General features: G+C 71.9%; 18 protein-coding genes. 9 read left to right on the top strand and 9 right to left on the bottom strand.

All coding sequences use genetic code 11. The features are described 5' to 3' along the window. Positions 1-399 precede the first annotated feature (399 nt). The 3 genes from ACIPVB_RS04500 to ACIPVB_RS04490 form a co-directional block, all read right to left on the bottom strand. On the bottom strand, positions 400-1,359 hold the full coding sequence (locus ACIPVB_RS04500; RefSeq protein ID WP_400367342.1) for an ABC transporter permease: 960 nt from the start codon (positions 1,357-1,359) through the stop codon (positions 400-402). After that, on the bottom strand, positions 1,356-2,360 hold the full coding sequence (locus tag ACIPVB_RS04495; RefSeq protein WP_400367341.1) for an ABC transporter permease: 1,005 nt from the start codon (positions 2,358-2,360) through the stop codon (positions 1,356-1,358). Before ACIPVB_RS04495 ends, ACIPVB_RS04500 begins: the two co-directional genes overlap by 4 nt. Positions 2,361-2,479: 119 nt before the next feature. Next, positions 2,480-4,150: an ABC transporter substrate-binding protein gene (locus ACIPVB_RS04490; protein ID WP_400367340.1), complete on the bottom strand. Its 1,671-nt coding sequence runs from the start codon at positions 4,148-4,150 to the stop codon at positions 2,480-2,482. Between the two features lie 366 nt (positions 4,151-4,516). On the opposite strand from ACIPVB_RS04490, the gene ACIPVB_RS04485 reads away from it, so the two are divergent. From ACIPVB_RS04485 to ACIPVB_RS04475, 3 genes are all read left to right on the top strand, one after another. Then, complete coding sequence (locus tag ACIPVB_RS04485) at positions 4,517-5,383, top strand: spermidine synthase (RefSeq protein WP_400367339.1); 867 nt, start codon at positions 4,517-4,519, stop codon at positions 5,381-5,383. Between the two features lie 94 nt (positions 5,384-5,477). Beyond that, positions 5,478-6,005, top strand: a complete 528-nt coding sequence (locus tag ACIPVB_RS04480; RefSeq protein ID WP_400367338.1) for a hypothetical protein — start codon at positions 5,478-5,480, stop codon at positions 6,003-6,005. 30 nt (positions 6,006-6,035) lie between these two features. Then, positions 6,036-6,524, top strand: a complete 489-nt coding sequence (locus ACIPVB_RS04475; protein WP_400367337.1) for a SprT-like domain-containing protein — start codon at positions 6,036-6,038, stop codon at positions 6,522-6,524. A gap of 18 nt (positions 6,525-6,542) precedes the next feature. On the opposite strand, the gene ACIPVB_RS04470 is transcribed toward ACIPVB_RS04475, so the two are convergent. Then, positions 6,543-7,166: a 2-phosphosulfolactate phosphatase gene (locus tag ACIPVB_RS04470; protein ID WP_400367336.1), complete on the bottom strand. Its 624-nt coding sequence runs from the start codon at positions 7,164-7,166 to the stop codon at positions 6,543-6,545. Positions 7,167-7,252: 86 nt separating this feature from the next. Between ACIPVB_RS04470 and ACIPVB_RS04465 the strand changes: the two genes are divergently transcribed. Then, positions 7,253-7,753: a hypothetical protein gene (locus ACIPVB_RS04465; RefSeq protein ID WP_400367335.1), complete on the top strand. Its 501-nt coding sequence runs from the start codon at positions 7,253-7,255 to the stop codon at positions 7,751-7,753. A gap of 16 nt (positions 7,754-7,769) precedes the next feature. On the opposite strand, the gene ACIPVB_RS04460 is transcribed toward ACIPVB_RS04465, so the two are convergent. Then, on the bottom strand, positions 7,770-8,258 hold the full coding sequence (locus ACIPVB_RS04460) for an Lrp/AsnC family transcriptional regulator (RefSeq protein ID WP_400367334.1): 489 nt from the start codon (positions 8,256-8,258) through the stop codon (positions 7,770-7,772). Between the two features lie 108 nt (positions 8,259-8,366). Here ACIPVB_RS04460 and ACIPVB_RS04455 point away from each other — a divergent pair, with 108 nt between their 5' ends. Both ACIPVB_RS04455 and ACIPVB_RS04450 read left to right on the top strand, forming a co-directional pair. Next, on the top strand, positions 8,367-9,764 hold the full coding sequence (locus tag ACIPVB_RS04455) for a DUF6421 family protein (protein WP_400367333.1): 1,398 nt from the start codon (positions 8,367-8,369) through the stop codon (positions 9,762-9,764). 144 nt (positions 9,765-9,908) lie between these two features. Next, the gene (locus ACIPVB_RS04450) at positions 9,909-10,607 is read left to right on the top strand and encodes an SDR family oxidoreductase (RefSeq protein ID WP_400367332.1); all 699 of its coding nucleotides are present in this window, start codon (positions 9,909-9,911) and stop codon (positions 10,605-10,607) included. Here the strand turns inward: ACIPVB_RS04450 and ACIPVB_RS04445 are convergent. Further along, complete coding sequence (locus tag ACIPVB_RS04445; RefSeq protein ID WP_400367331.1) at positions 10,602-12,092, bottom strand: MFS transporter; 1,491 nt, start codon at positions 12,090-12,092, stop codon at positions 10,602-10,604. The genes ACIPVB_RS04450 and ACIPVB_RS04445 overlap by 6 nt on opposite strands. Before the next feature lie 73 nt (positions 12,093-12,165). Further along, positions 12,166-15,351, bottom strand: coding sequence for a DEAD/DEAH box helicase (locus ACIPVB_RS04440; RefSeq protein ID WP_400367329.1), 3,186 nt, complete (start codon positions 15,349-15,351; stop codon positions 12,166-12,168). 119 nt (positions 15,352-15,470) lie between these two features. Between ACIPVB_RS04440 and ACIPVB_RS04435 the strand changes: the two genes are divergently transcribed. Then, a complete protein-coding gene (locus tag ACIPVB_RS04435) occupies positions 15,471-16,538 on the top strand; it encodes a threonine aldolase family protein (protein ID WP_400367328.1) in 1,068 nt (355 codons plus the stop codon). An 84-nt stretch (positions 16,539-16,622) separates the two neighbouring features. Here ACIPVB_RS04435 and ACIPVB_RS04430 read toward each other — a convergent pair whose 3' ends face one another. Beyond that, the gene (locus ACIPVB_RS04430; RefSeq protein WP_400367326.1) at positions 16,623-18,545 is read right to left on the bottom strand and encodes a M3 family metallopeptidase; all 1,923 of its coding nucleotides are present in this window, start codon (positions 18,543-18,545) and stop codon (positions 16,623-16,625) included. Between the two features lie 82 nt (positions 18,546-18,627). After that, a complete protein-coding gene (locus tag ACIPVB_RS04425) occupies positions 18,628-19,242 on the bottom strand; it encodes an NUDIX hydrolase family protein (protein WP_400367324.1) in 615 nt (204 codons plus the stop codon). 130 nt (positions 19,243-19,372) lie between these two features. Between ACIPVB_RS04425 and ACIPVB_RS04420 the strand changes: the two genes are divergently transcribed. Both ACIPVB_RS04420 and ACIPVB_RS04415 read left to right on the top strand, forming a co-directional pair. Next, a complete protein-coding gene (locus ACIPVB_RS04420) occupies positions 19,373-20,038 on the top strand; it encodes an alpha/beta hydrolase (RefSeq protein WP_400367322.1) in 666 nt (221 codons plus the stop codon). A gap of 60 nt (positions 20,039-20,098) precedes the next feature. Further along, the gene (locus ACIPVB_RS04415) at positions 20,099-24,793 is read left to right on the top strand and encodes an ATP-dependent helicase (RefSeq protein ID WP_400367320.1); all 4,695 of its coding nucleotides are present in this window, start codon (positions 20,099-20,101) and stop codon (positions 24,791-24,793) included. The last annotated feature ends 21 nt before the right edge of the window (positions 24,794-24,814 follow it).

The raw sequence follows: 24,814 nt of genomic DNA, 5'->3' as shown, positions 1-24,814 counted from the left end.
TCTCGTGACGCCGCCTGTTCTCGTGACGCCGCCTGGTCTCGTGACGCCGCCGGGTCGCCGCGGCACCGACGCCACGACCCCGACTCGCGCGCGGGGTCAGACCGGCAGACGCTCGCCGGGGTCAGACCAGAACGCGCGCGGTCATACGTCCGCGGACGGCGCGGGGCCCCGGGGCGCCACCCTCCCCGTCACCAGAACAGAGGATGCCACCGGAACAGGCCGACACGACCGAAAACGGCCTGTTCTCGCGACGCCGCCTGTTCTCGTAACGCCGCCCGTTCTGGCAGCCTCGCCTGTTCTCGTGGCGCCGCCCGTTCTGGCAGCCTCGCCCGTTCTCCTGCATCGCCTGTTCTCGGTACGACGCAGCCCCGGCCCGCGCGCGGGCGGACCGGGGGGGGGCTACCGCGCCCGCGTGCGCGGATCCATCGCCTCGCGCAACGACTCACCCAGCAGCGTGAAGCCGAGCGCGGTCACCGCGATGCAGATGCCGGGCAGGAACGCCAGCCACGGAGCGATCGCCAGCTCGGCCTGCGCGTAGGTGAGCATGCGCCCCCACTCCGCGGTCTGCGGCAGGCCGCCGCCCAGACCCAGGAACGACAGCGCCGCGGCGTCGATGACGGCGGTGGCGAGCGTGAGGGTGCCCTGGACGATCACCGGGCCGACGCTGTTGGGAAGCACGTGCGTCATGGTGATGGTGCGACGACTCAGGCCCAGCGTCTGGGCCGAGAGCACGTAGTCGGCGCCGCGCTGCTGCAGCATCGACGCCCGCAGGAGACGGGCGAACACCGGCACCTGCGAGGCCCCGATGGCGATCATGATCGCCAGCTGGCTCTGTCCGAGGACGGCCGCGATCGAGACGGCGAGAAGCAGGTTGGGCACCGACAGCAGGATGTCGACGAAGCGCATCACGAGCGCGTCGACCCAGCCGCCGAACATCCCCGCCAGCAGACCGAGCGCCATTCCCCCCAGCAGGCCGAGCGCCGTCGAGATCACACCGATCTGCAGCGACGCCTGGGCCCCCCAGATCAGTTTGGACAGCACGTCGCCGCCGAATCGGTCCAGGCCCAGCGGGAACTCCGCCAGCTCGCCCGGGCCCGGGATGTCGGTGGGCGTGATGAACCTCTGGCCCGGGAGCGACTCCGCCGGGTACGGCGCGAGCAGCGGAGCCAGAGCCGCCACGAGCAGGAACGCCAGCACGATGACGGCGCCGATCCACGCGACGGGGCTGCGGCGCAGGCGCTGGAGCACGTCGTGCCAGAACCCGCCGCGTGCCTGGGCCGCGAGGACTTGCGCATCGACCACCGCGTTGTCGTCGACGGGGCCGCCGCTGGGGGCGGGAGGGAGGATGCCGGAGCTCACTGGACTCTCACTCTCGGGTCGATGACGCTGTACGACAGGTCGACGAGCAGGTTGATCAGGGCGTACGCGATCGCGATGAAGATGATGAAGCCCTGCAGGACGGGGAAGTCGCGCGTGAAGATGGCGCGGGCGAGGAATTGCCCGATGCCGGGGAACGCGAACACCGTCTCGGTGAGCACGGCCCCCGAGATGAGGAGTCCCGCCTGCAGACCGACGGTCGTGATGACGGGGAGCATCGCATTGCGCAGGATGAATCGGTTGCGCAGCGTCCCCGTCCCGATGCCCTTGGCCCGGCCCGTTCGCACGTAGTCGGCGTTCTGCACCTCCAGCACCGAGGCGCGGGTGATGCGCACGATGATCGCCAGCGGAATCGTACCCAGGGCGAGCGCGGGCAGGATCAGGTGCAGGATGGCATCCCAGGATGCGTCGAACTCGCCCGTGATGAGGCCGTCGAAGACGTAGAGGTTCGTGTAATGGGTGGCGTCGATGCGCGGGTCCTGGCGACCGTCCGAGGGCAGCCACCCCAGCTGCACGGCGAAGACGTACTTCAGGATGAACGCGAGGAAGAACACCGGGATCGTGATCCCGACGAGGCTCAGGACGACCGCGGTGTGGTCCCACACCTTGCCGTGACGGCGGGCCGCCCAGTAGCCGAGCGGGATGCCGATCCCCACCGCGACGATCAGCGCGCCGATCGACAGCTCGAGGGTCGCGGGGAATCGGCGGACGAACTCTTCCAGGACGGGGCGTCCGGTCTGGATGGACGAGCCGAAGTCACCGGTGAGCAGACGTCCGAGCCACGTGAAGTACTGGACGTACAGGGGCTCGTTGAAGCCGTACAGCTCGTTGATGCGGGCGACGGCCTCGGGGGTCGCCCGCTCGCCGAGGAGGGCGACGGCGGGTCCGCCGGGCAGGGCGCGCACCCAGGCGAATAGAAGGATCGAGAGGCCGAACAGGGTCGGGATGAGCAGGAGCAGGCGCCTGCCGATGGTGCGGAGCACGGGTTCTCACAGGGTGTCGGAAGCGGGGGGACACGGGGATGCCGGGGCCGCGACGATGCGCGGGCCCCGGCACGCGGATGCCGCGGACTCGCACGCCGGTGCGGGTCCGCGGCATCCGATCACTCGGTGAGTTCGATCTGGTTGTAGACCTCGTCCTGCACGGGGCTGGCCGGGTACGACGCCACGCGGGGCGCGAACGCCAGCGTGGGGACGGGGTTGGCCAGGGGGATGCCGGGCAGGAACTGCGCGATCTGCTCGTTGATGTCCTGGTAGGCCGGGTCCTGCTCGTCCTCGGTCGCGAGACCGCGGGCCGACGTCAGGGCCGAGAAGAGCTCCGCGTTGTCGAAGCCCCACTCGTTGGACGGCCCGCCGAAGAACGTGCCGACGAAGTTGTCGGGATCGTTGTAGTCGCCCGTCCAACCGAGCAGGTGGATGCCGTGCTCCGAGCCGCCCTGGATCAGGTCGAGGTACTCGCCCCACTCGTTCGAGACGGGGTTCACGACGATGCCGACCGCCTCGAGCTGCGACTGCAGGTTGGTGAAGATCTGCTCCGGGTTGGGCATGTACGGACGCGAGATGTTGACCGGGTAGTTGAACGTGATGGTCAGCGGGTTCGCCTCGGTGAAGCCGGCCTCGGCGAGGAGCGCCTTGGCGGCATCCTGGTCGAAGTCGTACTCGGTGACGCCCTCGTTGAACCCGATCACGCTGTCGGGCATGAACTGCGAGGCGACGGTGGTGCCTTCGGGCAGCACCTGCGTGACGAGCTGCTGCTTGTCGATCGCCTGGGCGATCGCCTGGCGCACGCGCTCGTCGGCGAGGGCCGGATCGGCCTGGTTCATGCCGAGGTAGAGGATGTTGAACGGGTCGCGGTTGGAGAGCATGTAGCCCGCGCTCTCGAGGGCGCCCAGGTCGGCGGGGGCGACGAGGTCGTAGCCGTCGATCGAGCCGGACTCGAGGGCCTGACGGCGGGCGGTGGTGTCGCCGATCACGCGGAAGATCACTTCCTGCACCTGACCCTGCTCGCCCCAGTATCCGTCGTAGGCGCTGACGGTGGTCTCGGCACCGGGCTCCCACGCGTCGAACTTGAAGGGACCGGTCCCCGTGGGATGCGCCTGCGCGTACTCGCTGAGCGTGGGGGCCTCGGAGGTGCCGCCGACCTCGTCGGCCTGGTACTGCTCGAGGGCGGCGGGGCTCTGGATGGCGAACGCGGGCAGCGACAGCGCCGGGATGAATCCGGCGAAGGGCTGCGTGAGCGTGAGGGTGACCTCGGTGGGGCTCGCCGCCTCGCACCCGCCGTAGATCGAGGTGCCGGTGTCGGCGTAGCCGCGCATGATCTTGCCCCAGTAGTACGACAGGCTCTCGGACTGCGCGATACCGGTGAAGTTGTTCTGGCGATCGAAGTTGAAGCACACGGCATCCGCGTTGAACTCGGTGCCGTCGTGGAAGGTCACGCCCTCTTTGAGCTGGAAGGTGTACGACAGTCCGTCGTCGGACTGCGTCCAGCTCTCGGCGAGCATGGGCGCCGGGTCGGCCGTCCCGGGCTCGACGCCGACGAGGCCCTCGAAGATCTGACGCGAGATGCGGAACGACTCGCCGTCGCTCGCGAACGCCGGGTCGAGGCTGGACGGGTCGCCGGACGCGCCGAACACGAACGTCGAGTCCACGTCGCCGCCGGCGTCGCCGCCGCCGCCGTTGTCGTCGCGCTGGCTCGTGCAGCCGGACAACGTGAGGGCGCCGATGGCGACCGCCGCTGCGCCGACCAGCAGACGACGTCGAAGATTTCCGAGCATGGAGATGCACCTTCCGAGGGTGAAGGGAGGAGGACGACGGCGCTGTCACGTCGTCGTGCCGCGCTCCGCTTGCTGTGTTCCCCCGACCGTACAGGGCGGGCAGCGCCCTGCCCATTGCCCGTTTGTATCGATCGTGTTTCGGCGACCCGGCATCCTGATGGCCCTCAGAAAGCAGCACAGGGCATTCCGCCCGACCGCGAGACCTCTGGTGCAGCACCCTGCCCGCACGGGGCCTGCGCGGGTCGTGGGGAAACCGGCGCCGACCCCGGCCCGGCAGCGACGAGCCGCACCGGAGGGGCTCGGCCGGTCCTGGGCCGGGACGGTCGCGGCACGCCGGCGCGAGCCGGTCGCACTAGCGTGTTGAGCATGGCCCGCATGCGCATCGAACCCGACGACGCCCCCACCGCGCGCCTGTCGGACGGATCGCTCGCGCGGGTGTCGCGCTCGGGCTTCGTCTCGGGCTCCGAACTCGTGGTCGACGGCACACCGCAATCGCACGTCGACCTCGACGACCCCACGCACCTGCACTTCGAATACGTAGCACGCATGGGCGCCGTCATCGATCGCCTGCGGATGCCGGGACAACCACTGACCGCGGTGCACCTGGGCGCCGGAGCGCTCACCCTCCCCCGCTACGTCGAGGCGACGCGTCCCGGTTCGCGCCAGCAGGTCATAGAGCTCGAGCCGGCGCTCTGGGACCTCGTGCGCGAGAACCTCCCCCTGCCGCGCGGTGCGGCGATCCGCGTGCGCATCGGTGACGCGCGCGCGGGTCTCGGGCGTCTGCCGGCCGGTCTCACCGGCGCGGTCGATGTGCTCGTGAGCGACGTGTACTCGGGCGCACAGACCCCCGCGCACCTGACGACGGTGGAGTTCTATCGCGAGGCCGCGAGGCTTCTCGCCCCCGACGGCGTCCTGCTGATCAACGTCTCGGACGGGCCGGGACTCGCGTTCGCCCGACGTCAGGTCGCCACCGTGCGCGCGGTGCTGCCCGAGGTGATCGTCCTCGCCGAGGTGCAGGTGCTCAAGGGTCGACGCTTCGGCAACCTCGTCGTCGCCGCCTCCGCCGCGCCGTTGCCGGTGGAGTGGCTGCCGCGCCTGATGGCGGCGGGGCCCCACCCCGCCAAGGTCGCCCAGGGCGGCGAGATCGACGAGTTCGCCCGCGGTGCGCTCCCCGCCGTGGACGGCGACGCGACCCCCTCGCCCAAGCCCTCGGCATCCCTCTTCGAACGCTGACGCGACCACGATCGGGACTCGACCGCGTGGCGAGTCGACCGTCCGGGGGTGCGCGGCGCACACTGGAAGTCCTGCTGGACCGAGAGGAGCGCCGGTGAGCTACATCCACGGGTACGACCCCGACACGTTGCGCGAGGTCACCGACTCTCGCGAGTGCGCGGAGCGTCTCGAAGAGATCGGGGAGCAGCGCAGCCTGCACGCCCTTCTCGAGCGGGTGTGGCTGCTGAAGGTGCTCGACCGCTTCGACGAGGCCCTGGCCATCTCGGAGCAGTCCGTGCGCGTGGCCCGCATGGCCGGCACACGCCGCGACCTGCTGCGCGCGCGCATCCTGCACGCCACGATCATGCAGTGCCGGGGCGCCTACGCCGCCGCCGAGCAGGAGCTGACCATGTGCGCCGAAGAGGCCGAGGGCCAGGGCTGGGCGAGCATCGCCGCCTTCGCCCTGCAGCACCGCGGCAAGGTGCACTACGACGAAGGCGACTACGAGTCCGCCCGTCGCGATTTCAAACAGGCGTTGTTCCTGCGCCAGAACGCCGGCGCCACCGACAAGCAACTCGAATCGACCCTGCTCGCCATCGACGCCGCGGATCGCCGCCGCACGCGCGAGGTCGTCGCGAGCTGAGTGTCGGAACCGCCGCCTAGGATCCCGGACATGTCCGAACTGCAGCGCGTACGCACGTGGGCCGAGGCGTTGATCGCCCTGCACCTCGACGCGTCGTGGACGTTCGCCTTCGACAACGCCAAGCGACGCGCGGGCCTGTGCGACTACGGGCGCAAACGCATCAGCGTGTCGCGCTACCTCGCGGCGCGGTACGACGACGACACCAATCACCAGACCCTCCTGCACGAGGTCGCGCACGCGCTCGCGGGGGGCGCCGCCGGGCACGGACCGGCGTGGAAGCGCACGGCCCGCGAGCTGGGGTACGTCGGCGGTACCACGCACGCCGGTGAGACGGCGAACGACCTGGCGCCCTGGGTGGGCACGTGCCCCGCGGGCCACGTCGCCTACCGGCACCGCCGCGCGACGAGACCCACCTCGTGCGCACGGTGCGCTCCGTCGTTCGATCCGCGGTTCGCGCTGGCGTGGGTGCGCCGCGACATCAGCCCCGCCGCACGCCTGGCGGCGGCGACGCCGCGCTGAGGGCGCGGTCGGCACGGCTCACGCCGAGACGAAGACGCCGCCCGTCAGTACCGGGACCACGGATGCCGCGTCGCGGGCCGCCGCGGCCAGGACGTCGTCGCGCCCGCCCCGAGCCGCCAGGGCGCGCCCGGAGCCGCTCGCGGTGAGAAGGTGGCGCACCGCACCGCCGAGGGCGCGGAAACCCTCTGCCGCGACGGCCGCGTCGGGAGAGGCGTGGTCGATGCCGAGGTCGCCGAGGGCAGCGATGACCGCTCCGGCGCCGAGAAGGTCCTCCACGGCGAAGCGGACGGCATCCGTCCCGGACTCCTCGGACTCCCCGACGGGCAGGATCGCGATGCTCGTGCGCCGCCCCCGCGCCCGCTGCTGGTCGAGGACGTACGCCGCCACGGCCGCGGCGTTGCGCACGCCCCCGACGATCACGTGCGCCCCCGCCTCTGACGCCTCCCGCGCGATGTCGACCGCGACACCCGGGGCGGGCGTCAGAGCGTCGGCGTTCTCGCACACCGACAGTGCACGCGCCGAGAGGCCCAGCGTCTGCACGACGACGACCACGTCCGCGGGGGCCAGACGCCGCAGACCCGCGCGACCCCACTCGAGACGCACCTGGTAGTCGGACTGCGCGAAGGCGGCGGTGTTCGGCATCCCTCGAGCCTAGGACGAACCGACCGGCGACGCGGTGCGCGTCAAGCCGTGCCCGCGGCCGTCACGGGTAGGGCACGATCGGGGTCATGCGCATCCTGCTGAAGTTCGTGATCGACTGCGACCCGGACGCCGCCTGGCGCGCGCTGCACTCCCCCCGGGCCGTCGCGGAGCTGTACGGTCCCCTGCTGGAGGTCGAGGCGCTGGGGACCATGCCGACCTCGTTCGAATCGGGTGACGACGTGCCCGTGCAGATGAGTGTGGCCGGGCTCGTGCCCGTCGGTCGTCAGTTGATCTCGGTCGCCGACCGCGAGACCACCGACGCCGAGGGACGCGTGCGGGTGTTCCGCGACTGGGGTGTGCCGCTGACCGGACCGCTGTCGACCCTGGATGTCTGGGACCACCAGATGGCCGTGTCGGCCGCGCCCGGAGACCCGACCAGGACGCTGTGGCGGGAGCGCCTGACGATCGGCGGCGCCACGGCGCCCGCCCTGTGGCTCGGCCTGTGGGCGACCTGGCAGTGGCGCGCGGCGCGGATCCGGGCCCTCGCCCCCACCTGGGCGCACGACCCTGAGGAGCAGGCCGACTGAGCCGGCGCCGCGAACCTCAGGCGGGGAACGCCGCGGGTTCGATCGGGCGGGCCTCGAAGAACGTCTGCAGGACGACCGTCGTTCGCGTGTTGACCTGCGCGGCGGCGCGGATGTCGCGGATGAGCGACTCCAGGTCGCGGGGGGTGGGCACGCGGACGAACAGCATGTAGGCCGAGTCGCCGGCGATCGAGTGGCACGCCTCGATCGCGGTGAGGTGCGCGAGCAGCTCGGGGGCGTTGTCGGGCTGCGCCGGGTCCAGCGGCGTGATCTCGACGAAGGCGGCGAGTGGGCGGCCGAGGGCCTCGGCGTCGAGGATCGGACGGTAGCCCTGGACGATCCCGCGCGCCTCGAGACGCCGCAGACGCGACTGGACGGCGGACACCGACAGCCCGACGCGCTCGGACAGATGCGAGAGGGTCGCGCGCGCATCGAGGGAGATCTCGCGCACGATGGCGGCGTCGACGGCGTCGTCGAGGCGCGGCGGGCGAGCGGAGGCCTCGGTCATGCGCTCGACAGTATCAGGCGGCCCGCGCACGGCACTGGCGGCCTCCGTAAGTTTTCCGTTAGCATGGCGGTTAGACAGGAATATTTACAGCCTTGATCGGAGGATGCCATGACCACCGCGACGACCATCCGCGCCGCCCATGATCTGCTCGACGGCCACGGCGTCGACGAGGTGGAACGCACCCCCGCGTGGACGCAGCTGAAGACCGCCGCCACCACCCTCCAGTCCCTCCAGGCGACGGACGGCTCCGTCGAGGACGTCGAGGCCGCCGCCGGCGCGCTCGCCGACATCATCGAGGCCATCGACGCCCTCGCCCCGCTGTTCCCCCACGACGCGGCCTACCTCGCCGCCTCGGTCGCAGACTTCCGTCGGTGGCAGGCCGAGGGTCTCGGGGTGCCCGACTTCCTCGACTCCCTCGTCGCCTTCCAGCCGCAGGAACACCGCGTCGACGGCATCCGTCACCTCGTCGTGTTCCCCATGTACACCCAGAACGGCTCGAGCGAGCGTCACGTCGAAGCCGTGCTCGTCGAGGCCATCTGGCCCGAGTTCATCGCCCGCCTCGAGACCGAGTACAGCAACCGCCTGTTCGTCTCGCTGCGCTTGGTGGACTTCACCTCCGGCTATGACACCAACTCGGCAGTGCTGTTCCCCGAGACGGTGGCGATGCGCGAGATCCCCACCTTCACCTGGGGCGCGATCTTCCAGGACCGCGAGGCCGCCCGCTACCGCCGGGTCACCCGCGCCGCAGCGGACATCACCAAGCTCGAGCTGCCCGCCGCCGCCGCCCGCATGCTGGACGATCAGGCCCTGACCGAGCAGACGTTCGTGATGTGGGACCTCATCCACGACCGCACGCACATGCGCGGCGACCTGCCCTTCGACCCGTTCATGATCAAGCAGCGGATGCCGTTCTTCCTCTACTCGCTCGAGGAACTCCGGTGCGATCTCACCGCCTTCCGCGAGTGCGTGTCGCTGCAGAAGCGCCTGTCGGCGCGCGACGACCTCGACGACGCCGAGCGCGCGATGCTCGAGCACGCCGAACTGGTGCAGTATGCGGTGATCTTCGACCGCATCTTCCGCTTCGCGATCACCGGTTCGCGGGTGCGCAACTACGACGGGCTCGGCGGTCAGCTGCTGTTCGCCTGGCTGCACCAGCACCGCGTGCTGCACTGGACCGACACCTCGCTCGCGTTCGACTGGGACGAGGTGCCCGCCGCCGTCGTGGCGCTGGGGGACGCGATCGACGAGCTGTACTGGCGTTCGATCGACCGACCGAAGACCGCGCACTGGCTGGCCGCGTACGACCTGGTGCGCGCGGTCGTGACCCCGCACCCGGCCTCGGCGTGGGCGCGGGGGCTGCCGGACGACGTTCTCGCCGGCCCGCCCAAGGGGTACACCGACGCGGTGCGGGACGACGAGTTCCCGCTGTCGATGTTCTTCGAGGCGCTGGAGAAGAAGATGCGCCCGGTGATCGCTTCGACGGCGGGCATCCGCGGCACGGACTGAACACGGACCGCGCCGTGCGGGTCCGGGGGACGTCACGGCTCGCGGCGCGTGCGCGAGCGGGTGGCGCAGGTGCGCGGCGGGCCACCCCCGCCGCGGCGCCCGCGGATGTCGCGGCGGGAATCTCGTCAGGAAGGACCTCGATCGATGGATGCCGACGCCGAAACGGATGAACTCGTGAGCGGTCGCCTGGTCGTGCTCGCCGGCGGGACCAGCGCGGCTGGGCGCACGTGCGCCCGGGCGCTGCTCGACGCCGGAGCCCGGGTCGTCGTGGTCGGTTCCGACGGCGAGCGACTCGCGGCCCTCGAGGACGAGATCCCCGGGACGATCGTCGAGCGGTGCGATCTGACCGACGAATCCGCCGTCACCGACCTCCGTGGGCGCGTGCACGCGCGTCTCGGCGCCGTCGACGGCGTCCTGCACCTGGTCGGAGGATGGCGCGGCGGCGGAGGGCTCGCCGGTCAGAGCGACGACGATTTCGTCTTCCTCTCCCGGTCCCTCACCGCGCTGCGTCACGTGAGCCGGGCTTTCGACGACGATCTGCGGGCCTCGCCCGCCGGTCGGCTGGCCATCGTGTCGTCGACCGCGGTCACCCGTCCCCTCGCCGGCGGGGCGAACTACGCCGCGATCAAGGCGGCGAGCGAAGCGTGGACGCGCGCCGTCGCGCAGGGCTACGCCAAAGCGGCGCGCGACGACGGGCGAGACCCGACTGCCGCCGCGGTGATCTTCCGCGTCCGCGGTCTGGACGGACTCGAGGGCGCGCTGGCCTCATCGTTCGTCGGGCTGTGGGACGACGACGCCGATGCCCTCAACGACGTGGTCATCGAGCTGACCACCGGGTCATGACGACCGTTCGCCGGAGGGACGCGCGTCGCTCGTCGCCGGCGCGGAGACGGCGGACTCCGCCGGGTGCGGAGGATCCGTTGCCTCGGGCGACGGGCTGACGACCTGTGCCGTCCGGTACTGCGTCGAGAGGGTGCGGTAGGACCGCGTGGTGAACGCGAGCGCGGCCATCACCACCATCACGAGCCCGGCGACGAGGAACACGAGAGCGATGCCGCGGGACTGCCCCTCGCCCAGCAACCACCCCCACCCCGCACGGCCCGCGTCGCCGTTCATGTAGGGGATCACGACGAACTGCGCGATCGGTGCGATCAGGAAGGACGTCACGGGGGCCGCCGCCGACTCGAACGCCGCGGCGAACCCGAACACGCGCCCCTGGGTCTCGTAGGGGACGACCTTCTGGATGACCGTCTGCTCCGCGGCCTCGACGGGTGGGATGAGCGCCATGTACACCCAGATGCCCAGACCGTAGAGCCACCACCATTCGCGCAGGGTGAACACGGCTCCGAGGAGCCCCATCGCGATGACGATCCACAGCATCGTGCGGATCGGGTTGCGTCCGAGGCCGAAGCGGGCGACGAGGCCGCCACCGATGACGAACCCGGTGGCGCTGATCGCCAACACGACGCCCCACACCTCGGCGTCGTACACGCGACCCCCGATCTCGATGCGGAAGAGCTCGAGACCATAGGGATCCATCAGCGCCATGTAGACGCCCCCGATGAGGTTGTTGAACGTGGAGAAGACGATCAGCGCGAACAGTCCCGGCGCCGCCCGCACGGCGCGGAGGGCCCCCCGGAGGTCGACGAAGGGGGTACCGTCCGTCGCGGCGGTCGGGCGCTCTTCGCGCAGGCGGATCGTCAGCAGGTGCACGAGGGCGACGAGGGTGAGGACGATCGCGATGCCGAGTGTCCAGCCCATGCCGAGCAACCCGACCGACAGTCCGCTGAACACGCTCGTCACGACGAAGGCCAGTCCCTGCACGGTGCCCACGAGCCCGTTCGCGTTGGCGTGGCGCTCGACGGGTACGAGCAGCGTGACCGTGGTCGAGAGCGCGATGTTGCGCAGATTCTCGATCACCGCGCCGCCCAGGATGATGCCCGAGAAGAGCCAGAACCAGGGCGCCCCCAGATCGAGCAGGGCCGCCTCGCCGAACGCGAGCCACAGGGCGCCCGCCGACAGGAAGGCGATCAGGGTGACGAACCCCGACACGACCATGACCCGGTGCTTGCGATGGCGGTCGACGAGCGATCCGAACACCATGGCGAAGACCGCCAGGAGCAGCATGTAGGCCCCGCCGATCAGGCCCGTCGCCAAGACCGACCGTGTTTCGAGGTAGACCCAGAAGGTGAGCGCGAACCACAGGAAGCTCGTGGTGACGTTGGCGGCGGCGGTGTTGACCAGGATCGCGAGGAACGTGCGACGCCCGTCCGTCGGCACCGGGACGCCGTCTGCGGGGGCGATGGCGGTGGGCTGTTCTTCCGACATGAGGGTCACGCTAGACCGGACGTCCGACATCGACCAGACCCTGCCCGATCGCCCCTGCTCGCGGGGCGGTCGCTCAGTCGATGAGGCCGCGGATGTCGGCCGCGGTCAGACGGGGTCCCCCGGTGAAATCGCCCGCGTCCGCGCCGTCGAGGACGCGCGAGAACAGCTCGGCCTTGCTCTCGCGCAGGGCGATGACCTTCTGCTCGATCGTGTCGGCGGCGACGAGGCGGTAGACGATCACGGGACGCGTCTGCCCGATGCGGTGGGCGCGGTCGATGGCCTGGTCCTCGACCGCGGGATTCCACCACGGATCCAGCAGGACGACGTAGTCGGCCTCGACGAGGTTGAGTCCGACCCCGCCCGCCTTGAGCGAGACGAAGAACGCGGGATCGTCGCCGTCGCGGAACCGATCGATCTCGGCCTGCCGGTGCGTGGTGGTGCCGTCGAGGTAGCACGAGTCGATGCCCTCTTCGGCGCAGCGGTCCCTGGCCGCGCGGAGGAATCGTGTGAACTGGCTCAGCACCAGAACCCGGTGCCCTTCCGCAGCCGCCTCGACGAGCAGCTCGGCGAGGGCGTCGAGCTTGGCCGACGGGGCCTCGCCCTCGTCGACGAGGGCGGGATCCAGCGCCAGCTGACGCAGCATCGTGAGGGATCGGAAGATCGCGAACCGGTTGGCATCGGCGTCGTCGAGCAGACCGAGCAGACGCTGTCGTTCGCGGTGGAACCTGCGGTCGTAGAGCCGGCGATGTGCGGGATGCAGCGTCACCTCGAGGAGGGTCTCCTGCTTGGGGGGCAGCTCGGATGCCACGAGCTCCTTGGTGCGACGCAACAGGAACGGCCGGATGCGGCGGCGCAGCAGGTCGAGGCGCGCGGCGTCGCCGTGCTTCTCGATCGGGGTGCGGTACAGCGCGGTGAACGCCTCTCGCGTGCCGAGCAGCCCCGGCGCGACCAACGACATCAGCGACCACAGCTCGAGGAGGTTGTTCTCCATCGGCGTCCCGGTGATGACCAGGCGGAACGGCACCGGCAGCGAACGCGCCGCCCGATAGCCGCGCGAGGACGGGTTCTTGATCTGCTGCGCCTCGTCGAGCACGAGCCCGGACCACTCGACCTCGGCGTACTGCTCGTGCTCGAGACGCAGCAGCGCGTAGCTGGTCACGACGACGTGCGCCCCCTCGACCACCTGGGCGATGCTGTCGGCCCGTCGCGCCTGCGTCGCCGAGACGGTGACGACCCGCAGATCGGGGGCGAAGGCGGCGCACTCCCGCGCCCAGTTGCCCACCACGCTCGTCGGAGCGACGATGAGGAAGGGGGGCAGACCCGGGTCGGACTCGAGGGCCGCCTGCATCATCGCGATGGCCTGGACGGTCTTGCCGAGGCCCATGTCGTCGGCGAGGATGCCGCCGAGTCCGTGCCCGCGCAGGAAGGACAACCAGTCCAGACCGACCCGCTGGTAGTCGCGCAGCGTCGCTCGGAGCCCCCGCGGGGGTGGCACCGGGACGATCGCCGCGTCGTCGGTCAGTCCCCGGACGCGCAGCCACCACTCGGCCTCGTTCGCCGCGAGAACGCCCATCTCGGTCAGCTCGTCCCAGAGGCCCACGTTGTAGCGGTTGATCCGCAGGGCCGAATCGGGCCGGTCCACGAGCGCGCGCGCCTCGGCGATGACCACCCGCAGCCGGTCGAAGTCGGGGGTGTCCAGACGCACGTAGGAACCGTCCGTCAGGAAGAGCACGCGATCACCCGACGCGAGCGCGGTGTACAGAGCCGCGACGTCGACCTCCACCTCGCCCACCGTCACCCGCGCGTGCAGGTCGAACCAGTCGCTGCCGTCGTCCGCTCCCGTCTGCAGGTGCACACTCGGGGCGTCGCTCGACGCCCGGAACGGCACGTCGTCCCCCGTCGCGCGGACGACGACGTGGTCGACGGCGCCCAGCGCCGGGACACCCTCGGCCGACAGGATCGCCGCGTCCGCGGGGGTCAGGCGGCGAGCCGGGGCGGACCCCGACGGCGGGGGCTGCGGCACGTCGATCCCCAGGGTCCGGGCGACCGTCGCCACCGCGGCGAGGACGCCCGCCTCGTGCGCGCCGTCCCGGCGTCCGTACGTCGCCGAGCGATCCCACCGCACAGAGATGGTCGTCGTCGCGTCGGAGTGGTCGACGGTGATCTCGAGCACGGATGCCGGTGGCGGCGGAAGATCCACCGTCCCGCGCGGCGAGACGACGGGAGCGTCCAGCTGGAGTCGGGGGAGGTAGTCGCGCAGGAACGTCTCGCTGCCGCCCTCGTCGACCGTGAGCGCCGCGGTCCGCGCCAGCAGACCGCGGACGGGACCGCCGACGGGCTCGGCGAGCCGCACCAGGGTGATGCGTTCGTCGTCGCCGTCGCGATCGGCCACGAAGGCCACGGCGACGGCGGGGTCGCCCACCACCCATCCGGGCGATGCGGCCACGTCGTCGTCGACGCCCGCGGCGATCCCCCGCACGTGCAGGGCGGACCCCCGGCGGTCGACCGCCACGGCCGCCGACGCGTCCTCGGCCGGGATGCGGACCGGGTGATGGGCGCCGGCCGCCGACACGATCGGCACCCCGGCGGCCCGCACCGTGTCGAGCTGCAGCCAGAGCGCGTGCGCGGGGACCGCCGCGAGCGGCATCCATTCGTCCGAGAGGAAGGCGCCGTGACCGGAGCGACCGATCCGCCCCAGGCTGTCGAGGGCCGCCCGCGCCCGCGGATCGGCGGGCAGGGCGGACACCTGCGACCAGCTCGCGCGACCCTTGATCCACGTACCGCGCGTTCCGCGCATACCCGGGCGGGCGGTGAGCGTGAGAGCGGTGCTGCGCCCGTGTCCCCCACCGCGGCGCACGGCGAGGAAGAGGCACAGATCGACCGGCGGTTCGTCGACGACGTGGGCGGACTGCGCCATCAGCTCGTCGAGCGAACGCTGCCACTCGGGCTTCGGCGGGCGACCGGCTGACACCATGCGGTCGAACAGGACGATCGCCGCTGCGCACGAATGCTCGCACTCGGGCCCGCGACCGCACGAGCACCACCCGGATACACGGGACAGGTCGTCGCGTACGCGCAATTCGAGGTGCTCGTACCCCGCCGCCCCGAACGACTGCGCCGGAACCACCAGCACGCCGTCGAAGGCCTTGACGTCGCCGACCTCGACCGAGCCGTAGACGAGCAGCCGATCGGCGCGCGCCATGGCTCCCGCCGAGAAGATCTCGTCGGCGATGCTGATCGCTTCGGGGTCGAGGTGCATCCCCTCATTCTCGCCGCGCCCACCGACACCCGGCGGCCGGACGCCCCCGTCCGGGGAGGCGGACCGCTCTCGCGCGGGTGGGGAGGAGCCGTGCCCCCGCCGGTCGTTACGCTGGACGGGTGACCTCCCTCCATGACTCCTCGGTGCGCGGTTTCGCCTCCGACAACTACTCCGGCATCCACCCCGACGTCCTCGCCGCGATCGCCGCCGCCAACGAAGGCCACCAGGTCGCGTACGGCGAAGACGTCTACACCGCCCGGCTGCAGGAGCTCTTCGTCTCGCTGCTCGGCGAGGGCGTCGAGGCCTACCCGGTCTTCAACGGCACCGGCGCCAACGTCGTCGGGCTGCAGTCGATGCTCCCCCGCTGGGGCGCCGTGATCTCGGCATCCACCGCGCACATCAACGTCGACGAGGGCGGAGCCCCCGAACGCGTAGGCGGCATCAAGCTGTTGACCGTGCCCACCGACGACGGCAAGCTCACACCCGAGCTTGTCGACCGCGAGGCGTGGGGGTGGGGCGACGAGCACCGCGCGCAACCGCTGGTGGTCTCGATCACCCAATCCACCGAGCTGGGCACGCTCTACACGGTGGACGAGATCCGCGAGCTCTCCGCGCACGCCCACGGTCACGGCATGCGCCTGCACATGGACGGTGCACGCATCGCGAACGCCGCCGCCGCCCTCGACGTGCCGCTGCGCACGTTCACGCGCGACGCCGGCGTCGACGTGCTCAGCTTCGGCGGGACCAAGAACGGCGCGATGATCGGCGAGGCCATCGTCGTGCTGGATCCCGAGGCCTCGACCGGTCTGACCTACCTGCGCAAGCTCGATATGCAGCTGTCGAGCAAGATGCGCTTCGTCTCGGCCCAGCTGGTCGCCCTGCTCGAGGACGACCTGTGGCTGAAGAACGCCCGTCACTCCAACGCCATGGCGCAGCGCCTGCGCGCGGGCGTCGAGGCGGGGCTCGCCGCGGGGACCATCCGGGGGGTGGAGTTCACGCAGCCCACGCAGGCCAATGGGGTCTTCGCGACCCTTCCCGCGGGCGTCGCCGACCGTCTGCGTCGGAGCTTCCGGTTCTACGACTGGGACGAGATGCGCCGTGAGGTGCGCTGGATGTGCTCGTTCGACACCACGTCGTCCGACATCGACGCCTTCGTCGCCGCGATCGCCCGCGAGACGACCGTCTGAACGCCGCACCCATCGTCGCGAGGCGGTGCGGCGCGCGGTGAGGGCCGCGGTATCCCGAGGACGGATGCCGCGGCCCTCGCCGCGTCACTCGCCCGCGAGCCAGCCGCGGTAGGCGTCGAACGTGCTCTCGCGACCGAGGAACGCCCGCACCAGGTCGCGCGCGTCACGCGTGCCGCCCGGCTCGAGGATCTCGCGGCGGTAGCGGGTCGCCGTGTCGCCGTCGAACAGATCGTCGCCGAAGGCCGAGAGCAGGTCGCGCGCGATGACGAGACTCCACTGATACGTGTAGTAGCAGGCGCCGTACCCCGTCAGGTGGCCGAACCCGGCGTACGAGTGCGACCCGTCGAGCGGGGTGACCGGGCTCGCCGCGCGGTAGTAGCCGTCCACGGCCGTGGGCAGATCGGCCGGGCGGTCCACGTGCAGGCGGTACGAGGTGGTCGCGTGCCCGAGCTGACGCGTGACCTCGAGTCCGCGGCCGAAGGCGTCGGCGGTGCGCATGCGCGCGACCAGGTCGGCCGGGATGGGTTCTCCGGCGTCGTTGCGGGCGAAGGATGCCAGGGCCCCGGCATCCCATGCCCACTCCTCGAGCAGCTGGCTGGGGGCCTCGACGAAGTCCCACTCGGTGGCCACCCCCGTCCAGCGGGCCCACTTCTGGTGCCCGCCGAGGATGTCGTGGACGAGGTGCCCGAACTCGTGGAAGAACGTCACGACCTCGTCATGCTCGAGCAGGCCGCGCGAGAAGTTGCACAGCAGCACGGACTCGGGGAGAGCGCGACCCTCGATGCCGGGGGCCAGCCCGAAGCACGCCGCGTGGTTGTACTTGCCGTCGCGCGGGTGCAGATCGAGATGGATGCGGCCGAGGCGCTCGCCGTCGCGGACGACGTCGTAGGTGCGCACGTCGTCGTGCCAGGACGGCGCCTCGACGGGGAGGTACGACACGTCGAGCAGACGCCCGGTGGTGGCGAGCACACCGTCCAGGACGCGATCGAAGCGGAAGTACGAGCGCACCAGCTGCGCGTCGACGTCGTACTCTTCGCGCTTGAGGGCGCCCAGGACGTACCAGAAGTCGGCGATGGTCACGGCCTCGGCGCCCGGGTCGTCGCGCTGCAGGCGGGCGAGAACGCGGTCGTACTCGGCCGCCGCCGCCGGGGCCGCCGCCGCCGCGACCTCGTCGAGGAACGAGGCGACCGCGGCGCTGGATCCGATCATTCGGGTCTCGGTCTCGTAGTCGGCCCAATCGCCGTATCCGAGCAGCGCGGCGCGCTCGGCGCGGACGGCGAGGAGCTCGGCGAGGACGGACTCGTTGTCGGGCCACGCCAGGTCGTTGTACGCGCCGACGAGGGCGTGCCGGACGGCGCGGTCACGCGCATACTCGCGCACCGGCATGAGGTCGGTGTACTCGGTGGTCAGGGTGACGAGGCCGTCGGAGTCGGCGGGATGCTCGTCGAGGAAGTCGGCGGGCAGACCCTCGAGCGACGACGCCGGGACGCGGATCTCGCGCCGGCCCTCGCGGATGTTGCGCGAGAACGTCAGAGACAGGGCGGTGTCGCGGTCGGCGAGCTCGCGCACGCGCTCGCGGTCGGCCTCGGAGAGGTCGACGCCGCCGCGGCGGAAGTCGCGGCGCACCTGGGCGAGGAAGCGCTGTTCGTCGGGGTCCAGCCCGCTGTCGTCGGCGTCGGAGAAGACGGCCCACAGCGTCGTGTCGAGGAGACGGCGGGACTGCACGGCGTCGACGAGCTGGGCCTGCTTCTCGGCCACGTCGCGCACGCCGGCGTCGGGGTGGGATTCGCTGAGCAGGTGCGAGGGGGCCGCGGCCTCGGCGAGCGCGACATCGGCCGCATTCCACAGCGCGAGCCGCTCGCGGAGCGACAGCTCCGTCTCGGCGATGAGGCGAAGGTCGATCGCGGCGACGCGGTCGAGCAGCCGGCGGGGCCGTTCATCGGCGAACGCCCGCCACCCGTCGAGGTCGCGGGGCAGGGTCAGGGGTTCCAGGGGGAAATCCGGCATCCTCCGACCCTAGGCAGGGCCACCGACACGGGCAACGCCCCCACCCGGGGGCCGCGCCCGCGGAGCGGGTGGGGAGGATGCGTCAGCGCAGAGCCCCGACCGAGGCCAGCGCGAGACGGATGAGCGTGCCGCGGCCGCCCTCCATCTCGTCGGAGAGGGCATCGGATGCCGCCTCTTCGGGCGACAGCCACGTGACCTCCAAGGCGTCCTGGCGCGGCTCGCACGTGCCGGTGACCGGCACGACGTAGGCGAGCGACACCGCGTGCTGACGGTCGTCGTGGAACGCGCTGACCCCCGGGAGCGGGAAGTACTCGGCCACCGTGAACGGCGTCGGCTGCGGGGGCAGGAGCGGGAACGCCATCGGCCCGAGATCGTTCTCGAGGTGGCGGAAGAGCGCGTCGCGCACGGTCTCGCCGTAGCGCACGCGCCCCGAGACGAGGGTGCGCGTCATCTCTCCGAGGGGTGTCGCCCGCAGCAGGATGCCGACCTGGGTGACCGCGCCCATGCCGTCCGTCCGCACCGGCAGCGCCTCGACGTAGAGCATGGGGAGCCGGCGCCGCGCCTCGGCCAGCTCGACTTCGCTCAGCCAGCCCGGGTTCGCGTTGGGGCCGGGCTGCGCGCCCGGGAACGAGGCCGAGAGCGACTCGCGCTCGTCGCCGTTGTCGCCGGGATCGGGGTCGGGTGTGCGCACGGGCATGTTCCCTGTATATCAACGTCTGCCCCGGATGCCGCGCGCCGGGCGCGCCTCGATGCGCGCGGCGGGGACGCGCGCGCGACGCGACAGGCCCGCCGGCGCCGATGCCGGCGGCCTTTGCGACAATGGCGGGATGAGCACGCAGCCGTCCCTCGACCCGTCCGTCGTGCGTTGGTCGGTGCCGCCGGGCGAGCGCGGGGACCGCCCGGTTCTCCTGCTGCTGCACGGCTACGGTTCCGACGAGCACGACCTGTTCGGCCTGGCGCCGTACCTGCCCGAGCGCTTCGCGATCGCGAGCCTGCGCGCCCCTCTGGCCCCGCCGTGGCCGATGCCCGGAGCCTCGTGGTACCCCATCGAGGGCCTCGACGGGCGCGACCCCGACGCCGTCACGGCCGCCGCCCGCGCGGTGCTGTCCTGGGTTCAGGATGCCGTGGGCCCCGCGCCGGTGGGACTGCTGGGCTTCTCGCAGGGCGGCGCGGTCGCGCTGCAGACCTTGCGGGTCGCCCCCGAGGCCGTGGCGTTCACCGTGGTCCTGGCCGGCTACGCCGCCGGCGGGGAGCTGCCCGGAGACGCCGTGCTGGCCGCCGAGCGCCCACCCGTGTTCTGGGGCCGCGGCGCCGCGGACGACGTCATCCCCACCGCCCTCGTCGACATGACGGCGCAGTGGCTGCCCGCCCACAGCGAGCTGAGTGGGCGCGTGTACCCCGGGCTGACCCACTCGATCTCGCAGGACGAGCTCGACGACGTGCGCGCGTTCCTCGACGCGCGCCTCGAGGACCTCGACGCGCCGACGGGCTGATCGCGCGGGGTGGACGTCAACCCGAGCCCCGATGTCGGAGGTCCGGGAGAGGATGTCGGCATGGCCGACGTGTTGGAGAAGTTCGGTCCTGCGACGCAGGACTGGTTCCGCGGCGCGTTCTCCGCGCCCACCAACGCGCAGAAGGGTGCGTGGGAGTCCGTCTCGTCGGGCCGGAACGCCCTCGTCGTCGCGCCCACCGGTTCGGGTAAGACGCTCTCGGCGTTCCTGTTCGCCATCGACCGCGTGTTCCGCGAGAAGGGCCCCGAGGTCGCGGATGCCGCGCCCCGGCCGCGAGGCCGGCGGGCCGCCCCTGCTCAGCCCGCCACGCCGAACACGCGCATCCTCTACATCTCGCCGCTGAAGGCCCTCGGCGTCGACGTCGAGCGCAACCTGCGCTCCCCGCTCGTGGGGATCGGGCAGTCGGCCCGGCGACTGGGCATCGACGTCCCGAACGTCACGGTGGGGGTCCGTTCGGGAGACACGAGCTCGAGCGATCGTCGCAAGCTCGTCACCGCTCCGCCCGACATCCTCATCACGACGCCCGAGTCGCTGTACCTCATGCTCACCAGTCAGGCGGCCGAGACCCTGCGCGGCGTCCACACGGTGATCATCGACGAGGTGCATGCCGTGGCCGCCACCAAGCGCGGCGCCCACCTGGCGGTCAGTCTCGAGCGCCTCGATGCGCTGCTCGATCATCCCGCCCAGCGCATCGGCTTGTCGGCCACCGTGCGCCCCATCGACGAGGTGGCGCGATTCCTGGGCGGATCCCAGCCCGTCGACATCGTCGCACCCCGGGCCACGAAGGCCTTCGATCTGTCGGTCGTCGTCCCGGTGGACGACATGCTCAACCCACCCCCGCCGCCCGGCTCGCCCGCGCCCGACGAGGCCGTCGACGGCGAGTGGTTCTCGGAGCGCCCCGAGAACACCGAGATGGCCGGTTCCGTGTGGCCGCACGTCGAAGAGGCGATCGTCGACCGGATCCTGCAGCGTCGCTCCACGATCGTGTTCGCCAACTCGAGGCGATTGGCGGAGCGTCTCACCGGGCGCCTGAACGAGATCTACGCCGAGCGGCAGGGCATCGACGTCCCCGAGCCGACCGTCCCGGCCGCGCAGATGGCGCAGGCCGGGTCCTCGTCAGGGGTGGCCGCGATCCTGGCGAAGGCGCACCACGGGTCGGTGTCGAAAGAGCAGCGGGCCCAGGTCGAGGACGAACTCAAGTCCGGTCTGCTGCGGTGCGTGGTGGCCACGAGCAGCCTCGAGCTCGGTATCGACATGGGTGCGGTCGACCTCGTCATCCAGGTCGAGTCCCCGCCCAGCGCGGCCTCGGGCCTGCAACGCGTCGGGCGCGCCGGGCACCAGGTCGGCGAGGTCAGCCGCGCGGCGCTGTTCCCCAAGCACCGCAGCGACGTGCTGCACACCGCGGTCGTCACCGAACGCATGCTCGCCGGCCGCATCGAGGCGATCTCCGTGCCGCAGAACCCGCTCGACATCCTCGCGCAGCAGACGGTGGCGGCGTCGGCCCTCGGCGCGATCGACGTCGAGGAGTGGTTCGAGACCGTCAAGCGCAGCGCGCCGTTCCGCTCCCTGCCGCGGTCGGCGTACGAGGCGACCCTCGACCTGCTGGCGGGACGCTACCCGTCCGACGAGTTCGCCGAACTGCGTCCGCGCCTGGTGTGGGATCGCGACGCGGGCACGCTGACCGGTCGTCCCGGCGCGCAGCGCGTCGCGGTCACCAGCGGCGGGACGATCCCCGACCGCGGGCTGTTCGGCGTCTTCGTGGCGGGCGAGTCGCAGAACGCGCGCGTCGGCGAGCTCGACGAAGAGATGGTCTACGAGTCGCGCGTCAACGACGTGTTCACGCTCGGCACGACCAGTTGGCGCATCGTCGAGATCACCCACGACCGGGTCAACGTCGTCCCGGCGTTCGGGCAACCGGGGAAGCTGCCCTTCTGGCACGGCGACGGCATCGGCCGCCCCGCCGAACTCGGCGAAGCCCTCGGCAAGTTCTCGCGCGATCTGGCCGGCGCCGACCGGTCGAAGGCCGAGGAGCGGCTGCGCGAGTCGGGGCTCGACGACAACGCCATCACGAACCTGCTCGCCTATCTCGCCGAGCAGCGCGAGGCCACCGGCACCCTGCCGACCGACAAGACGCTGACGGTCGAGCGCAGCCGCGACGAGGTCGGGGACTGGCGCATCATCCTGCACTCGCCGTACGGCATGCAGGTGCACTCCCCCTGGGCGCTCGCCGTCAACGCGCGCATCCGCGAGCGGCTCGGGGTCGAGGGCGCCGCCGTCGCCAGTGACGACGGCATCATCGCCCGCGTGCCCGACGCCGCCGCCGAGCCGCCCGGCGCCGACCTGTTCGTGTTCGAGCCCGACGAGCTCGAGCAGATCGTCACCGACGAGGTCGGTGGATCCGCCCTGTTCGCCTCCCGCTTCCGCGAGTGCGCGGCCCGTGCGCTGCTGCTGCCGCGTCTCAACCCCAACCGACGGTCGCCGCTCTGGCAGCAGCGCCAGCGCTCCGCCCAACTGCTCGAGGTCGCGAAGCGGCATCCGGCGTTCCCGATCATCCTCGAGACGCTCCGCGAGGTGCTGCAGGACGTCTACGACCTGCCCGCGCTGCTGCGCGTGACCCGCCAGATCGGCGAGCGCCGCATCCGCCTCGTCGAGATCACGACCTCGCAACCCTCGCCCTACGCCCGCGACCTGCTCTTCGGCTACGTCGGCGCCTTCATGTACGAGGGAGATTCCCCCCTCGCCGAGAGGCGCGCGGCGGCGCTGTCGGTCGATCCCGCGCTGCTGAGCGAGCTGCTGGGCAAGGTCGAGATGCGGGAGCTGCTCGACCCCGATGTCATCGCGCAGTTCGAGCGCGAGGCCCAGCGCCTCGACCCGGATCGGCGTGCCCGCGGCGTCGAGGGCGTGGCCGACCTGCTGCGCATCCTGGGGCCGCTGGACGCCGCCGAGGTGGCCGCGCGACTCGACACCGAGGGCGACGCCGTCGCCGAGGCCGAGCGGCATCTCGCGACCCTCGTCGACGAACGGCGGGCGATCCGCGTCACCATCGCCGGAGTCGCGCGCACCGCGGGCATCGAAGACGCCGGGCGGCTGCGCGACGCTCTGGGCGCGGCGCTGCCGGTGGGGATCCCGAACGCCTTCCTCGAGCCGCTCGCCGACCCCCTCGGCGACCTCGTCGCCCGCTACGCGCGCACGCACGCCCCGTTCACGACGGATGCCGTGGCCCAACGCCTGGGCGTGGGGATCGCCGTGGCGCGGCTCACCCTGCAACGACTCGAGTCCCAGGGGCGGTTGGCGAGCGGCTTCTTCCTGCCCGCCGCCTCGACGGACGCGGGGACCGGCGGGTCCGGGCCCGGCGAGGACACCGAGTGGTGCGACGTCGAGGTGCTGCGGCGGCTGCGGATGCGCTCGCTTGCCGCCATCCGCGGCAGCGTCGAGCCCGTCCCTCCGGCCGCGTACGCGCGGTTCCTGCCGGTCTGGCAGCACCTCGGCCGGCCCCTCGAGGGCATCGACGGGGTGCTGGCCGTGATCGAGCAGCTGGCGGGCGTGCCGATCCCCGCGAGCGCCTGGGAATCCCTGGTGCTCCCTTCGCGCGTGGCGGACTACTCCCCCGCGCTGCTCGACGAACTCACCGCGACGGGGGAGGTCGTCTGGTCGGGCCACGGCACGCTTCCCGGCCGCGACGGATGGATCGCGCTGCACCCCGCGGAGGCCGCGCCCTTCACCCTGCAAGACCCGCAGGACGCCGACGATCCCGCGCCGGACTCGCTCGAGGCGCGGATCCTCACCGCTCTCGAGGGTGGGGGCGCGTACTTCGCCGCCCAGCTGAAACAGCTCGCCGGCGCTGAGAACGAGCAGTCGGTCAACGACGCCCTGTGGGCGCTCACCTGGGCCGGGCGGGTGACCAACGACACCTTCGCCCCGGTGCGCACGCTCCTCGGCGGCGGCGGGCAGTCGCACCGGGTGGCCCGACGAGCGCCGCGGGCGCGCATGTACCGCGGGGCGGCGATGCCGCGCGCCACGTCGGCTCCGCGGCCCCCCTCGCTGGGCGGACGATGGTCGCTGCTCCCGGAGCGCGAGTCCGACCCCGCGGCGCGGGCCACCGCGAGCGCGAGCCTGCTTCTCGACCGCTATGGCGTGGTCACGCGCGGGGCCGTGCAGTCCGAGGGCGTCCCCGGAGGTTTCGCGCAGGTCTACCGCATCCTCGCCGGCTTCGAAGAGGCGGGGCATTGTCGACGCGGTTATGTGATCGAGAAGTTGGGCGCGGCGCAGTTCGCCGCATCGGCCACGGTCGACCGCCTGCGCGAGTTCGCCGCCGTCGCCGACCCGCCGCCGCTTCGGACCGTGACCCTCGCCGCGACCGATCCGGCCAATCCCTACGGCGCCGCCCTCGGCTGGCCCGCGATCGAGGGCGTCTCCCACCGTCCGGGACGCAAGGCCGGCGGCGTGGTCGTCCTCGTGGACGGCGAGCTGACCCTCTATCTCGAGCGCGGCGGACGGAGCGCCCTCGCCTTCACCGACGAGGACGTCGTCCTTCAGGCCGCGGCGCGCCATCTGACCGAGACGGCCCGCAAACGGCATTTGGACACGCTCACGGTCGAGCAGGTCAACGGGGAGTTCGTGTACGGCACGGCCGTGGGGCGCGCGCTCCGGGAGGCGGGGTTCGTCGAGTCCCCGAAAGGGCTGACCCTGCGAAAGCTCACCGCGGGCGACACGCTGCGCGAGGCCGCCCGTGCGTGACGCGACCGCCCCCGAACCGAC

It is taken from the genome of Microbacterium sp. NPDC090007, from assembly GCF_044748345.1.
GTDB lineage: Bacteria > Actinomycetota > Actinomycetes > Actinomycetales > Microbacteriaceae > Microbacterium.
This window is presented reverse-complemented; position numbering and strand designations above follow the sequence as displayed.

What these genes read in the sequence shown, in the direction of transcription:
- ACIPVB_RS04490 (WP_400367340.1), bottom strand. Translation starts at nt 4,150, where the DNA reads ATGCTCGGAAATCTTCGACGTCGTCTGCTGGTCGGCGCAGCGGCGGTC.
- ACIPVB_RS04485 (WP_400367339.1), top strand. Translation starts at nt 4,517, where the DNA reads ATGGCCCGCATGCGCATCGAACCCGACGACGCCCCCACCGCGCGCCTG.
- ACIPVB_RS04475 (WP_400367337.1), top strand. Translation starts at nt 6,036, where the DNA reads ATGTCCGAACTGCAGCGCGTACGCACGTGGGCCGAGGCGTTGATCGCC.
- ACIPVB_RS04470 (WP_400367336.1), bottom strand. Translation starts at nt 7,166, where the DNA reads ATGCCGAACACCGCCGCCTTCGCGCAGTCCGACTACCAGGTGCGTCTC.
- ACIPVB_RS04465 (WP_400367335.1), top strand. Translation starts at nt 7,253, where the DNA reads ATGCGCATCCTGCTGAAGTTCGTGATCGACTGCGACCCGGACGCCGCC.
- ACIPVB_RS04460 (WP_400367334.1), bottom strand. Translation starts at nt 8,258, where the DNA reads ATGACCGAGGCCTCCGCTCGCCCGCCGCGCCTCGACGACGCCGTCGAC.
- ACIPVB_RS04455 (WP_400367333.1), top strand. Translation starts at nt 8,367, where the DNA reads ATGACCACCGCGACGACCATCCGCGCCGCCCATGATCTGCTCGACGGC.
- ACIPVB_RS04450 (WP_400367332.1), top strand. Translation starts at nt 9,909, where the DNA reads ATGGATGCCGACGCCGAAACGGATGAACTCGTGAGCGGTCGCCTGGTC.
- ACIPVB_RS04445 (WP_400367331.1), bottom strand. Translation starts at nt 12,092, where the DNA reads ATGTCGGAAGAACAGCCCACCGCCATCGCCCCCGCAGACGGCGTCCCG.
- ACIPVB_RS04440 (WP_400367329.1), bottom strand. Translation starts at nt 15,351, where the DNA reads ATGCACCTCGACCCCGAAGCGATCAGCATCGCCGACGAGATCTTCTCG.
- ACIPVB_RS04430 (WP_400367326.1), bottom strand. Translation starts at nt 18,545, where the DNA reads ATGCCGGATTTCCCCCTGGAACCCCTGACCCTGCCCCGCGACCTCGAC.
- ACIPVB_RS04425 (WP_400367324.1), bottom strand. Translation starts at nt 19,242, where the DNA reads ATGCCCGTGCGCACACCCGACCCCGATCCCGGCGACAACGGCGACGAG.
- ACIPVB_RS04420 (WP_400367322.1), top strand. Translation starts at nt 19,373, where the DNA reads ATGAGCACGCAGCCGTCCCTCGACCCGTCCGTCGTGCGTTGGTCGGTG.
- ACIPVB_RS04415 (WP_400367320.1), top strand. Translation starts at nt 20,099, where the DNA reads ATGGCCGACGTGTTGGAGAAGTTCGGTCCTGCGACGCAGGACTGGTTC.